The 13,259-nt window shown below is 41.5% G+C and carries 11 protein-coding genes and 1 pseudogene; 6 read left to right on the forward strand and 6 right to left on the reverse strand.

Annotation, left to right across the window (positions count from 1 at the left end):
- Positions 1-35 precede the first annotated feature (35 nt).
- On the reverse strand, positions 36-626 hold the full coding sequence (locus tag N7U62_RS21060; RefSeq protein WP_264140091.1) for a Crp/Fnr family transcriptional regulator: 591 nt from the start codon (positions 624-626) through the stop codon (positions 36-38).
- A 152-nt stretch (positions 627-778) separates the two neighbouring features.
- Here N7U62_RS21060 and N7U62_RS21065 point away from each other — a divergent pair, with 152 nt between their 5' ends.
- Positions 779-1,390, forward strand: a complete 612-nt coding sequence (locus tag N7U62_RS21065) for a fumarylacetoacetate hydrolase family protein (RefSeq protein ID WP_264140092.1) — start codon at positions 779-781, stop codon at positions 1,388-1,390.
- 280 nt (positions 1,391-1,670) lie between these two features.
- Positions 1,671-3,563 (forward strand): amidophosphoribosyltransferase, encoded by a 1,893-nt coding sequence (locus tag N7U62_RS21070; protein ID WP_264140093.1) that lies wholly within the window; start codon positions 1,671-1,673, stop codon positions 3,561-3,563.
- Between the two features lie 143 nt (positions 3,564-3,706).
- Here N7U62_RS21070 and N7U62_RS21075 read toward each other — a convergent pair whose 3' ends face one another.
- The 4 genes and pseudogenes from N7U62_RS21075 to N7U62_RS21090 form a co-directional block, all read right to left on the reverse strand.
- Positions 3,707-4,195 (reverse strand): hypothetical protein, encoded by a 489-nt coding sequence (locus N7U62_RS21075; RefSeq protein WP_264140094.1) that lies wholly within the window; start codon positions 4,193-4,195, stop codon positions 3,707-3,709.
- A gap of 115 nt (positions 4,196-4,310) precedes the next feature.
- Positions 4,311-4,922: an ABC transporter ATP-binding protein gene (locus tag N7U62_RS21080; RefSeq protein WP_264140095.1), complete on the reverse strand. Its 612-nt coding sequence runs from the start codon at positions 4,920-4,922 to the stop codon at positions 4,311-4,313.
- An 18-nt stretch (positions 4,923-4,940) separates the two neighbouring features.
- Positions 4,941-5,561, reverse strand: a pseudogene (gene fabZ / locus N7U62_RS21085) (3-hydroxyacyl-ACP dehydratase FabZ); the annotation flags it as partial.
- Positions 5,533-6,771 (reverse strand): HD domain-containing protein, encoded by a 1,239-nt coding sequence (locus tag N7U62_RS21090; protein ID WP_264140096.1) that lies wholly within the window; start codon positions 6,769-6,771, stop codon positions 5,533-5,535. The pseudogene fabZ and the gene N7U62_RS21090, both read right to left, overlap by 29 nt.
- 95 nt (positions 6,772-6,866) lie before the next feature.
- Between N7U62_RS21090 and porX the strand changes: the two genes are divergently transcribed.
- From porX to N7U62_RS21110, 4 genes are all read left to right on the forward strand, one after another.
- The gene (gene porX / locus N7U62_RS21095; RefSeq protein ID WP_264140097.1) at positions 6,867-8,423 is read left to right on the forward strand and encodes a T9SS response regulator signal transducer PorX; all 1,557 of its coding nucleotides are present in this window, start codon (positions 6,867-6,869) and stop codon (positions 8,421-8,423) included.
- Positions 8,423-8,845: a tRNA (adenosine(37)-N6)-threonylcarbamoyltransferase complex ATPase subunit type 1 TsaE gene (tsaE, locus tag N7U62_RS21100; protein ID WP_264140098.1), complete on the forward strand. Its 423-nt coding sequence runs from the start codon at positions 8,423-8,425 to the stop codon at positions 8,843-8,845. The genes porX and tsaE overlap by 1 nt, the downstream gene beginning before the upstream one ends.
- The gene (locus N7U62_RS21105; protein WP_264140099.1) at positions 8,838-10,067 is read left to right on the forward strand and encodes an alanine dehydrogenase; all 1,230 of its coding nucleotides are present in this window, start codon (positions 8,838-8,840) and stop codon (positions 10,065-10,067) included. Before tsaE ends, N7U62_RS21105 begins: the two co-directional genes overlap by 8 nt.
- A 106-nt stretch (positions 10,068-10,173) precedes the next feature.
- Entirely contained in the window at positions 10,174-10,563 is a 390-nt protein-coding gene (locus tag N7U62_RS21110; protein ID WP_264140100.1) for a hypothetical protein, read from the forward strand.
- Positions 10,564-10,626: 63 nt separating this feature from the next.
- Here the strand turns inward: N7U62_RS21110 and N7U62_RS21115 are convergent, their stop codons facing one another.
- On the reverse strand, positions 10,627-13,245 hold the full coding sequence (locus N7U62_RS21115; RefSeq protein ID WP_264140101.1) for a valine--tRNA ligase: 2,619 nt from the start codon (positions 13,243-13,245) through the stop codon (positions 10,627-10,629).
- Positions 13,246-13,259 lie beyond the last annotated feature (14 nt).

Consider the following 13,259-nt stretch of genomic DNA (forward strand, 5'->3'; position numbering starts at 1 on the left):
TTGGGTTAATTGTACCTGACACATATGTGACAAAGCTATCGCTGCGTGAGATTTTTTCTGATTCGACTGAGCGATTGCCTTTCTATGCCTAAAAAGGAAGAGAGGTGTGTCAGGCTGACCCGGTTCATCAGATCGGGATGATCCTTTAGGAATTGCAGGTATCTTTCTTCTGCAGTATTGAACAGAAAGCCTTCGACACGGTCGCTGAGGATAGTCAGTACTTTTTCAGCAATCAATCGACCATTCCTCTCACTGTTTTTGAACTTATCGTAGCACTCTTGGATGATAGAGTAAGGCAAATTGATGATCAACGTGGGCTCGAGACACTGCAGATTTTGATTGCTGGGGATTTGTCTGATAAAGGCCGGGTAGTCTGTCACAAACTCATTTTCTTTTACAAATCCGGTAGTGATCTCATTGGCTTTTTCATTGACATAATATCTCCTAAGAAGACCAAAACTCACAAATCCCATCTGGGTTTGGGTTTCTCCTCGTTGAAGATAGAACTCTCCTTTTTTTAATTCCTGAAAACTAAGATGTGGTCGAATGTAATCGAGCTCTTCCTGACTAGAATGGCTGTATTGCTTTAGGTAATCTTCTAAGTACTCTTCTTGTTGCTGTGTCATGGGTTAAGGTGGATAGCTGTACTGGCGAACTATCAATTATTAAACACTAAAGATATTAAGAATTCAAATTTCAGTTGATCTCATTTCTGACAATCTCCGTGTTCGATAACGGTACTTGTTTTATATTGCAATGCAATTAGAAATACACGATTATGAAAATAGTAGGAATAGGAAAAAACTATGTGAATGACGCTTCAGAGATGCCTAAGGAAAAGGGTATGCCTGTCATATTCACTAAGCCAGAATCTTCGTTGCTCCCTAGTGGGGAGACTTTGCATTTGCCTAAAGTGTCGGACAATGTATGGTATGAAATAGAACTGGCTTTTCGTATAGGTAAAACATGCAAGGATGTCAAAAAGGAAGATGCGATTGAATACATCGATGGTATCACGCTGGCCAATGATTTGACTGCTAAAGATGTATTGGCGGCAAGTCGGGAGGGAAAGGGTCCATGGGCACTGGCTAAGGGCTTTGATGGAGCTACTCCTATTGCTGACTTCAAATCGTTAGATGGCTTTCCAGACATATCCAATATCAATTTTAGCCTGGAGGTCAATGGGGAGGAGAGACAAAAGGGGAATTCTTCTTTGATGATCTATTCGCTTGGCGAAGTGATAGAAGTGGTTTCTTCATTTATGACTTTGGAGCCAGGTGATATTATTCTGTCAGGTACACCTGCAAGTGGTGTCGCTAAAATCGAATCAGGAGATGTAATGGTTGGATACCTGGAAGGGCAAAAAGTTTTGGAGACCCCAGCAAAGTAATTAATTCGAAAACTGAAAAGAATTGAGGGCCATTGAGAACTAACTCAATGGCTTTTGTGTTTCTACATACATGTTGAAGCATGTAAATCAGGCTTCTACTGCTGAAATTGTGGGTATTAGTGGATTGAATCTATGACTTGATTGGTTTCTTGTCTTGGACGAAGCGTTTAACTTTGACTCATCATTGTATTTAGATGACAAAAGGACCTTACCTGATTTAAGCTATCATAATTGAATATTAACATGGAATCCATGTAACTTTGTATTTTGAAACAGAGCAATGAGTGATCCTATCAAGCATGAATGTGGCATAGCCCACATTCGACTAAGAAAACCTCTCCAATTTTACATCGACAAGTATGGTACGCCCCTTTATGGCGCCAACAAGCTCCTTCTGCTGATGAAAAAGATGCAGAACCGTGGGCAAGATGGTGCGGGTATCGCCAACATTAAGTTGGGGCTAGAGCCTGGCTACCGATATATCAGTCGCTACCGATCCATTGATCCCAATCCCCTCAATAAGATTTTTGAGAAAGTAGGGAAGAAATTCGGTAAGGCTCGAAAAGAGGGGAGTGAAGAAGAGTATCACTCCGAGGACTGGTTGAAAAGAAATTACGGTTTCACAGGCGAAGTATGGTTGGGTCACCTTCGATATGGTACACATGGAAAGAATGGCTTAGAAAGCTGCCATCCATTCCTAAGACAAAACAACTGGCGCAGTAGAAACCTGGTCGTAGCGGGTAACTTCAACATGACCAACGTAGACGAGCTTTTCGATATTCTCGTCAATTTGGGTCAGAATCCAAAAGAAAAGACAGATACCGTGACGGTGATGGAGAAGATCGGTCACTTCCTTGATGAAGAGAACCAAATTCTGTTCGATCACTTCAAAGATCAATACAATAACCTGGAGATTACTCAAAAGATCGAAGATGAGCTACAGGTAATCAATATTCTGAAAAAATCCTTCAAGGATTTCGATGGGGGATATGCGATGTGCGGGATCATGGGGCATGGTGCCTCGTTTGTCGCGCGCGACCCAGCAGGGATTCGTCCGGCCTACTATTATGCGGATGATGAAGTAGTGATAGTCGCTTCGGAAAAGCCAGCGATTAAAACTGCGATCAACTGTAACTACAATGATATACAGGAGATCAAGCCTGGTCATGCTTTGATCATTGAGAAGGATGGGGAGTTTTCTGAGAAGCAGTTTGTCGAAAAGCTTCTTCCAAAGAAGTCCTGTACTTTTGAGAGGATTTATTTTTCGCGAAGTTCAGATCCGGATATTTATAGAGAAAGGAAGAAATTAGGAGAGCTGTTAGTACCTAAGGTGTTGAAGGCAGTCAATTTCGATCTAAAGAATACCATATTCTCCTACATTCCTAATTCAGCTGAGACTTCTTATCTCGGTCTGATGAATGGGATCGATGAATATCTGATCAAGAAAAGAAAAGAAATTATCCTGGAAGGAAAGCCTAGTACAGATGATTTGGATGATCTGTTGTCTTTCCGTCCAAGAGTAGAAAAACTAGTGATAAAGGATGCTAAGTTGAGGACTTTCATCACTGGAGATTCAGAGAGAAATGACCTGGTTGCCAATGTCTATGATACCACCTACGAGGTAGTAAACAAGGGCAAGGATAATCTGGTAATCATCGATGACTCGATCGTGCGAGGAACAACTCTGGAAAAAAGTATTTTGACTTTGCTGGATAAACTAGATCCTAAGAAAGTGGTGATTGTTTCATCCGCTCCTCAGATTAGATACCCTGATTGCTATGGTATCGATATGAGTAGAATGAAGGATTTTGTGGCATTCCGTGCGGTACTTGCATTGCTGGAGGAGACAGGGCAGTCCTATTTGCTGGACGAAGCATTGGCCAATTGCGAGCGAGATGGGCACAAAATAGGAGCGCCTAACTATGTACAGGCTTTGTATGATCCATTTACGCAAGAGGAGATATCTGCAAAAGTCACGGAGATTGTGAAGCCTAAAGGGATGAAGGCAGATCTGGAAGTTTTGTTCCAAACGGTTGATAATCTGCATGTAGCATGTCCCAATCATGAAGGTGACTGGTACTTCACAGGTAACTATCCTACTCCTGGAGGTAACAAGGTGGTAAACAAAGCCTTTATGAATTTCATGAAAGGAGTGACTGTAAGGGCCTACTAATAAGAATAGAAATTAAAGAAAGAAAGCCGCTGGATCATTGATTCAGCGGCTTTCTTTTTCTCTTTTGAGAAGAGCATAAAAAAACCTCAAGGCACTACCCTCGAGGTTTTCGTAATCAATTATAAAAAGTTGTCTTTATTCGCTTATTGAGCTGGCTCTACTGTGAATACATAGCTACCGTCTACTACGTTCGTTCTAGCATTACTTGATCCAGATACGGCAAATGAGATTTCTCCGATTCTGTCGTTAGCATCTACTTCGATCGCCATTTCTACTCCATCGCTTTCTCTTACGAAAACAATTGAAGGCAAAGCAGCTGTTTTGATACTGTAAGAATCCTGCGCAGGCCAAACTACATCAAATGCAGTATCAGTAGGTCCACCGGTAGTAGTAAAGCTACCACCTGTAGCTGAAGAACCAGTTACCGTAATTGTGAAATCCGCCCAGTCATCAGCTGTACTAGATGATCCAGATGGAACTGTGATTGGAGCTATGGCATTGTAAGTTCCATTGAGGAGGGAGTAATCGAGTTCCTTTTCTCCATTTCCACCACCATCGTCGCTTCCGCAACTAGATAATACAGTTAGTCCTATGAATAGGGCTGCTGTTAAAAAATTAAAATACTTCTTCATGTTGTTGTTGTTGATTAAAAATTAGAAATAATTATTTGATCAGTACCAAAAATATATTTTTTTCCCTTCTCTACCTAATATTTTTTAGTGAGAAGTGAAGATCAATTTTGGAACGTTAACCGAGTCGAATTATTTCCTTGCAGAATTGGTATTCTTCTTCTTGATTGGAGGCAATGATCACCAATGGGGCCTTTGGTAGGTTCTCTATTTGCTCGTGGTACCAGTCGTATCCTCTTCGATCCAGGTTAGAACATGGTTCGTCTAGTAGTATTAGAGACGCCTCTGTGTAGAAACAAAGACCCAGCTTGAGACGTTGCTTCATGCCACTTGAGAAATTCTTGATGTGTTTGTTTTCATTTCCTTCCAGATACATCTTTTGGATCAGATCTTCAGATGAAAGTTGGTTTCTGGATTTTTTGAATTTGAAATGAAAAGTGACCATTTCAAGAAGGGTAAAATCTTCTATTAGTTCCAGATAAGGACTGGCAAATGCAATGTGATGAAGGAGTTGGTCTGCTGCAATGGTATTCTCATCGAGCTTGTATGCTATTTCCCCTTTAGAAGGGAGAACCATGCCTCCTATGGTTTTGAGTAGGGTTGATTTGCCGCTACCGTTGTTGCCGGTGAGTGCAATTCTCTCACCGGAGCAAAAATGATAGTTGAGGTCTTTAAAGATCCATTCTTTGTTGGCGTATCGCTTGCCGATATTTTGGAGGATGACGTCCATCAAAGAATGGAGTCGCGATTATTGATCTTTGCGAACGATGCTGGCAGTCATGCTTCCTTCAGAAGCCAATTTACCATTCACATGAGCCGTTCCTTTCATTTTGGCGATACCTCTTTTAATAGGCTGAAGCAACTCACATTTGATGTCCAATGTGTCTCCTGGAAGTACCATCTTTCTGAATTTGAATCCTTCTACACCTAAGAAGTAGGTCCAGTAGTTTTCTGGATCTGGCACAGAGTTCAATACCAAAATACCACCGATTTGAGCCATCGCTTCGATCTGAAGTACACCGGGCATTACTGGGTTCTCAGGAAAGTGTCCCTGAAAGAAAGGTTCATTAAAGGTCACATTTTTGATTCCCGCCACATGAACGTCATCCAAGTGATAGATCTTGTCAATTAACAAAAAGGGATACCTGTGAGGTAATATCTTTGTGATACCATTGATGTCATATACTGGTGGTAAACTTGGGTCGTATGCTGGTACGGTAGATGTTTCCTTCTCCATTCTCTGAATAAATTTTATACTTAGGTTGTAAGATTCTAAGTCGGCAAATTTAGCCTTTTTTGATAAAGCGCATGAATATGAGATTAAAAAATGACCAATTGGCCTAACTGAAATTATCAGAGGGAGCCCAACAGAAGTAGTGTTTCGTCACAATTTTACTCATCGCCTTGATATTAGGTAGGTCAGTGGCGATCTCAATGTCTTCTAATTGTTCCTTTTTGTTCAGGATTTTGATCTTTTGATCACTATTGATGTATGCCGAGTTGCTGATTTTGCCAGAGGACAAAAAGAAACTCATTTCTTCGTCGCTCATGCCTGTTTTGTTTTGTGTTTCAGTCTTTACTTTGTGAATGAATTCATCTTCTGGCTTTTCATTGTCCAGGATGATCTTGAAGATTTTTCTGTCCAGCAATTGCTTGCTAAGATGAGAAAGTGCAAAATCTTTATGATCTCTCCAAAATTTCATCGATCCCCATATGTCACTATCATCTAATAGGGCAAACAGTTCCAATAGTTCAGGATCTTCATTGAAGTCATTTCTCACGATGTTTCTTTCGAGAAAAAACTGAAGTGCTGGCGTTGCTATGACTTTTTCTCCCTGCTGTGTCAGGTATTTGGCTCTGCGGATCAGTTGGATCAGCATCTCTTCTGCACTGACAGCTGTCTTGTGCAAGTATACCTGCCAGTACATCAGTCTTCGGGCACTTAGGAAATTCTCGATGCTATAGATACCCTTTTCTTCTACCACTATTTCATCGTTTCGCACGTTCACCATGTTGATGATGCGTTCGGAACCAATGCTGCCTTCCGATACACCAGTGAAGAAACTGTCACGTTTCAGATAGTCCAGTCTATCAATGTCCAATTGACTGGAGACCAACTGGTGGAAGAACTTGCGCGGGTAGCGTCCAGAAAATATTTCTAACCCCAACTGCAATGCGCCGTTGAACTGTTGGTTGAGACGATCAAAAAACAACAAAGAAATCTCCTCGTGTTTGACTCCATCCATCAGATTAAACTCCAGGGTATGAGAAAAGGGACCATGCCCAATGTCATGCAGTAGGATGGCGATCAAACACCCTTCCATTTCTTTTTCCGAAATCTCCACGCCTTTGGTGCGAAGATTGTGGAGGGTCTGCTGCATCAGATACATCGAGCCGATGGCATGATGAAACCGTGTATGCAGCGCACCAGGGTATACCAAGTTGGTCAATCCCAGTTGTTTGATGCGTCGCAATCGCTGAAAGTAAGCGTGCTCAATGATCTCAAAAATTAGGTCATTAGGAATGGTAATGAAACCGTAAACCGGATCGTTGATGATTTTGTTTTTATTGGTAGTCAAAATGCTCTGGGATTAATAGGTAGAGTGACGCTATTTTTCTTATTTTGAATTTCTTAACTCTAGACTGAATAGTCGATCAAAAGTAAATAAATATTATGCGTAATTATAAAATATTGTGGGCCGATGACGAAATCGATTTATTGAAACCGCATATTATTTTTCTTAACAACAAAGGCTATGAAGTAACTCCTGTCAATAGTGGTTCGGATGCGCTTGACACTTTGTCAAATGATACATTTGATATTGTGTTTTTGGATGAAAACATGCCGGGGTTGACGGGGCTGGAAACCCTCTCTCAGATCAAGGAGAACTACCCGAGTATACCTGTGGTAATGATTACCAAAAGTGAGGAAGAGCACATCATGGAGGAGGCGATCGGAGCTAAAATCGCTGACTACTTGATCAAACCCCTCAACCCCAATCAGATTTTACTATCAGTAAAGAAAATCCTGGACAACAAGCGATTGGTTTCTGAACAGACCAATATGAGTTATCAGCAGGAGTTCAGGACCATTAGTATGGATATCAATGATCAGCTGGATTTTCAAGAGTGGATTGATATCTACAAAAAGATGGTCTACTGGGAGCTAAGGATCGATGAGACGGAGGAAAAAGACATGGCCGAAGTGCTGAATATGCAAAAGGATGAGGCCAATAGTGAGTTCAGTGAGTTTATTCTGGATAGCTATGAGTCATGGCTCAATGATCCAAATATCGAAAAACCACTTTTGTCTCACCGAGTTTTAAAAGAGCAGGTGTTTCCTTTAGTAGGGCAGGGTGAGCCGGTTTTCTTATTTATAATTGACAACCTACGCTACGATCAATGGAACCTGATGGAACCAATGATTTCAGAATTTTACAATATAGAAAGCGAGGTTCCCTTTTACTCGATTTTACCGACTACAACCGCCTATGCCAGAAATGCCATCTTTAGCGGGATGTTGCCAGACGAAATGGCCGCTAAGCACAGTGACTTGTGGGTAGGTGAAGAGGAAGACGAAGGTAAAAACAATAATGAAAAGGAATTCCTGGAGCGAAATCTTAAGAGAAGTGGTCTCAATGTTTCGTTTTCATATAATAAGATCTTGCAAAAGAATCAGGGGCGTCAATTGGTGTCCAACTTTAACAACTTGATGAACAATGATCTGAATGCCATTGTTTACAACTTTGTAGATGTACTGTCTCATGCCCGTACAGATATGAAGATGATTCGTGAATTGGCACCAGACGAATCAGCCTACCGATCCCTGACTATGTCCTGGTTTCAGCACTCTACTTTGCTGGAATTGCTAAGGATATTGTCTGACAAAAAGGTGAAAGTAGTGATCACTACAGATCATGGTACCATCCGTGTAAAAAAGCCACTAAAGATCGTGGGTGATCGAAACACCAATACTAATCTGAGATATAAAGTAGGAAAGAATCTGAATGTAAATACAAAAGAGGTATTCAATTGTAAAAACCCAGATGATCTACATCTGCCTCGTCCTAATGTATCGAGTTCTTATGTGTTTGCAAAGAAGAATGATTTTTTGGCCTACCCTAATAATTTTAATTACTATGTCAACTACTATAAGGATACTTTTCAGCATGGAGGGATATCCCTGGAGGAGATGATTGTACCACTGATTCATTTAAGACCGAAGAATTGATGGAAATAGCTTTAAATAGTCTGGCAGAGCTGCCGTTGGTGGCTCAAAAGGTAATCGAATACGCTGGAGATAGAAGAGTGTGGTTGTTTGAAGGCCAGATGGGCGCAGGTAAAACGACCCTGATTAGAGAGATTTGTAGAGAGCTGGGAGTAATAGACGAAACGAGTAGTCCCACTTTTTCGCTCGTCAATGTTTACATAGATGACAAAGGTGAAGAGTATTATCACTTTGATTTTTACCGTCTCAAAGATGAAAATGAAGCATTTGATATTGGAGCAGATGAGTACTTTTACTCTGGCAAACATTGTTTTATCGAGTGGGGGGAGAAAATCCCTCGCTTGCTACCTGATCAAAACCTGAAAATAAATATTAAATTGGGTTCAGATAATAGCAGAACAATCAGCCTAAGCACAGATGACTGAGCAAATGCACGAAAGTATGACTTCCCTGATAGAGGAATCTAAACTCTATCCTCAAGAGAAACTAGCACAAATAAAAAAAGGTGCAAAGAAACTTAACATAGGTATACCCAAAGAAAACTCAACCTACGAAAATCGAGTCCCTCTTACACCCAAAGCTGTTGGAGCTCTGACTGCCAAGGGGCATAAGGTCATAGTGGAGCCAGGTACGGGAGAGGCTGCCAATTTTTCGGATGAGGAATATACTGAGGCTGGAGCTAACCTGGCCACTGGAACTAAAGAGGTGTTCCAATCTGATATGATTGTAAAGGTGGAATTCCCCACTGTGAAGGAAATCAGCTGGATGCACAATCGACAGACCATCATCTCGACGATTCATGCAGAGGAAAAAGACATCAAAAGCCGACTTGAATTATTGAACGAAAAGAAGGCCATTGCGGTAGGTTACGAATTCATAGAAGATAAAGCTGGTGGATTGCCGATCGTTCGTGCGATGAGCGAAATAGCAGGTGTTTCTGTGATATCTATTGCCGCTGAGTATATGTCTACGGACAACAAAGGAGCTGGAATTATTTTAGGAGGGATTACAGGAGTGCCGCCCACCAATGTGGTGATTATTGGTGCGGGCACAGTGACTGAATATGCCGCTAGAACAGCTATTGCGCTTGGTGCCTCGGTTAAGATATTTGATAGGCATCTGTACAAACTGCATCGTTTGAAGCATATTTTGTCTGCTTCTGTGTTTACTTCTACCATCGATCAGGTGGCGCTCAGAAAAGCACTGACAGAAGCGGATGTAGTGATCGGTGCGGTTCGTAATGAGAAGGGACATTTAGATAAGATCATCTCAGAAGAGATGGTCAAAGGAATGAAAAAAGGTTCGGTCATCGTAGATGTAAGTATCGACGAAGGAGGATGTGTGGAGACCTCCAGGCCAACTAATCTAAATAAGCCCACCTTCACTAAGCATGGGGTGATTCACTACTGCGTGCCTAATATTGCCTCAAAATACCCTAGAACGTCAACAAAGGCGTTGAGTAATATATTTACTCCCATCCTTCTGGGGATGTCCAATCACGGAGGAGTTGACGAGATGATTTTCGAAAACAAGTGGTTCATGAAAGGGGTTTATGCCTATAAAGGTTTTATTACCAATTATCACTTATCCAAAAAATTTGGGCTCAGGTTCAAGGATTTGAATCTTTTGATGGCGGCAAGGTTTTAAGTTTATGCCGGACTTTAGGTCTAAAAATTTTAGTGTAATTCAATCCGGTTTTCACATTTATAGCGGACCAAAAGGGACAAGGGTCATTCCGTTTTCAGAAGTGAATATGGTTTCGATAACCAAAAGGAGCTTAGTAAAGAATTCTGTTCCGGCATTATTGATGTCATTACCATTTTTAATAGTTCCTTTTCTTCTAAATGTTAGGCTTTTTGAAGAAGGAGGTCTGCAGATTCTTGACAATATGATGAGAGGGAGAGGAGGCGCTTTTGTGCTCGGGATGAGTCTTTTATCAATAGCTTTTGGAGGGTGGGTAATTAGCCAAATTGTTATACAAAGGTTGGTATTAAGTATTCAGGTAAATGACGGTTCTGAATTTAGACTGAAGTTAGGACGTAAAAAAATGATAGCTTCTATAATTCGTGAAATCGCAAAGAAGATAGGACCTGATAAATTCAAAGTCGAAGAGTCGGTTTTGATAAGGTTAGATATGATATAGGAGTAATTTAAAAAAAGCCATTTCGATCATTCGAAATGGCTTTTTTTGAGTGGAATATTGAAATCAAAGCTTTGCTTCTAATATCGCGATTTTTGCTTCAGTATCCTCTTTCTTCTTTTTCTCCATGGCTATGACTTTCTCAGGAGCGTTGTTAACGAATTTTTCATTGCTCAGTTTTTTGTCAATGCCTATGAGGAAGCCCTTGAGTCGTTTGATCTCAGCTTCTACTTCCTCCTTTTGGTCATCTGCACTCGCATGCTCTCCTAGCAATACGAAATACTCGTCTCGATCGATTATGAATCCTTCGGAGTTGTCTACTTTGTCTTTGGTCTCAGAGATAGTAGATACATTTCCTAGCTTCTCGATTACAGGAAAGAACTTCTCAAGAGCACTGTAGTCTACCGCTTTAATTTTCAACTCTAGCGCTTCCTTAGGTGAGATGCCGTAGCTGTTTCTAGCGTTTCTTACATTAGATACTGCTTCGAAACTATCTGTAGTCGCCTTGATCATAGCCTCATCAAAAGCGTTGGCTGTTGGCCATTCTGCCACTATCAGGTAATCATTCTCCTCTCTTTCTTTCAGGTTTTGCCAGATTTCTTCCGACAAGAATGGCATGAAAGGATGAATGATTCTCATTAGTTTTTCGATGTAAGCAATGGCCTGGTCATAAGTTTTTTGATCTACTGGCTCACCGTAGGCAGGCTTGATCATTTCTAGATACCACGAACAGAAGTCATCCCAAACCAACTTGTAAGTGCTCATCAGGGCTTCTGACAATCTGAATTTACCGAAGAGATCATCTAACTCAACCAATACCTGATCGATTCGGTTGCCAAACCATTCGTTGGCTATGGCAGCAGATGCTTCTTGTGGTTGATCTTTGATCTCCCATGATTTGATCAGACGGAAGGCATTCCAGATTTTATTAGAGAAGTTTCTACCTTGTTCGCACAGCTTCTCATCAAAAAGCAGGTCGTTTCCAGCAGCGGAACTCAAAAGCATTCCTACCCGAACGCCATCAGCCCCATATTGATCCAATAGACCCAAGGCATCTGGTGAGTTGCCCAATGATTTAGACATTTTGCGTCTCTTAAGGTCACGAACCATACCGGTGAAATACACCTTTTCGAATGGCTTGTCATCCCCAAATTCATATCCCGAAATAATCATTCTGGCCACCCAGAAGAAGATGATGTCCCATCCTGTGACTAATACCTGTGTAGGGTAGTAGTAATTGAATTCTTCATTGTTCGGATTTTCAAAACCATCGAATACTGATATAGGAAGTAGTGCCGAACTGAACCAGGTGTCTACTACATCTTCGTCCTGTTTTAGATCATCCAAAGTGAGCGAAGTATTGCCGCTGTCTTTGATGGCCATCTCCAGAGCTTCTTCTTTGGTCTTGCCAACTGCCACGCCATCTTCACCATAGTAGTAAGCAGGGATTTGTTGCCCCCACCATAGTTGACGAGAAATAGGCCAATCCTTGATGTTTTCTAACCAGTGCTTGTAAGTGTTTTTGAATTTGTCCGGGAAGAATTGAATGTTGTCATTCAATACATTGTCCAGGGCTGGTCCCACCAGCTTCTGCATATCCACAAACCATTGAAGCGAAAGTTTAGGCTCAATTACAGTGTCGGGGTTTCTTTCCGAGAACCCAACTTTGTGACGCATGCTTTCGGTCTTGGCCATGTAGCCATTGTCCTTTAGCCAGATAGACATGTTTTTTCTGGCTTCCTCTCTGCTCTGTCCTACGAAAAATCCAGCCTGATCTGCTATGGTTCCATCATCATTTAGGATGTCGATGGTTTCCAAATTATGTTTTTGACCCAGGTCATAGTCATTGGTATCATGAGCAGGAGTTACTTTCAAGCAACCGGTACCAAATTCGATGTCTACATATTCGTCCTCAATGATCGGAATACTACGATTGACCAAAGGAACGATCGCACGTTTTCCTCTCAGATGGGCATATCGCTCATCTTCCGGGTTGATACAGATAGCCGTATCGCCTAATATAGTTTCAGGACGAGTGGTAGCAATGGTTACCTTTTTATCACTGCCCTCGATCGCATACTCTACATAGTAGAGCGCCGCGTCTACATCTTTATATATTACCTCTTCGTTCGAAATGGTAGTTTGGGCTTTGGGGTCCCAGTTTACCATTTTGTAGTCGCGGTATACATAGCCTTTTTTGAAGTAGCTGATGAATACATCTACGACTGCCTTAGAGTTCTTCTCATCCATTGTGAAGAAGGTGCGATCCCAATCGCATGAGGCTCCCAATCTTTGCAGTTGGTTGAGGATGATGCCTCCATATTTTTCTTTCCATTCAAAGGCATGCTCCAGAAATTCCTCTCTGGTGAGATCTGCTTTTGTGATGCCTTTTTCTCTCAAAAGGTTCACTACTTTGGCTTCAGTGGCGATAGATGCGTGATCTGTACCCGGTACCCAGCAGGCCTCTTTTCCTTCCATTCTGGCCTTTCGTATCAGTACATCCTGAATGGTGTTGTTGAGCATGTGTCCCATGTGCAAGACACCTGTGACGTTAGGAGGGGGGATGAGAATGGTGTATGGTTCCTTGTCTGGATTAGGTTTAGAACTAAAAAAGCCCTTTTCCAGCCATTCTTGGTATCTTTTTCCTTCTACCTCCGAAGGGTCATACTTTGCAGATATTGACATGCCTTTTTTGATTT

Source organism: Reichenbachiella ulvae (assembly GCF_025833875.1).
Taxonomy (GTDB): domain Bacteria; phylum Bacteroidota; class Bacteroidia; order Cytophagales; family Cyclobacteriaceae; genus Reichenbachiella; species Reichenbachiella ulvae.

What these genes read in the sequence shown, in the direction of transcription:
- N7U62_RS21110 (WP_264140100.1), top strand. Translation starts at nt 10,174, where the DNA reads ATGGTTTCGATAACCAAAAGGAGCTTAGTAAAGAATTCTGTTCCGGCA.
- N7U62_RS21065 (WP_264140092.1), top strand. Translation starts at nt 779, where the DNA reads ATGAAAATAGTAGGAATAGGAAAAAACTATGTGAATGACGCTTCAGAG.
- N7U62_RS21070 (WP_264140093.1), top strand. Translation starts at nt 1,671, where the DNA reads ATGAGTGATCCTATCAAGCATGAATGTGGCATAGCCCACATTCGACTA.
- N7U62_RS21115 (WP_264140101.1), bottom strand. Translation starts at nt 13,245, where the DNA reads ATGTCAATATCTGCAAAGTATGACCCTTCGGAGGTAGAAGGAAAAAGA.
- N7U62_RS21080 (WP_264140095.1), bottom strand. Translation starts at nt 4,922, where the DNA reads ATGGACGTCATCCTCCAAAATATCGGCAAGCGATACGCCAACAAAGAA.
- porX (WP_264140097.1), top strand. Translation starts at nt 6,867, where the DNA reads ATGCGTAATTATAAAATATTGTGGGCCGATGACGAAATCGATTTATTG.
- N7U62_RS21075 (WP_264140094.1), bottom strand. Translation starts at nt 4,195, where the DNA reads ATGAAGAAGTATTTTAATTTTTTAACAGCAGCCCTATTCATAGGACTA.
- N7U62_RS21060 (WP_264140091.1), bottom strand. Translation starts at nt 626, where the DNA reads ATGACACAGCAACAAGAAGAGTACTTAGAAGATTACCTAAAGCAATAC.
- tsaE (WP_264140098.1), top strand. Translation starts at nt 8,423, where the DNA reads ATGGAAATAGCTTTAAATAGTCTGGCAGAGCTGCCGTTGGTGGCTCAA.
- N7U62_RS21105 (WP_264140099.1), top strand. Translation starts at nt 8,838, where the DNA reads ATGACTGAGCAAATGCACGAAAGTATGACTTCCCTGATAGAGGAATCT.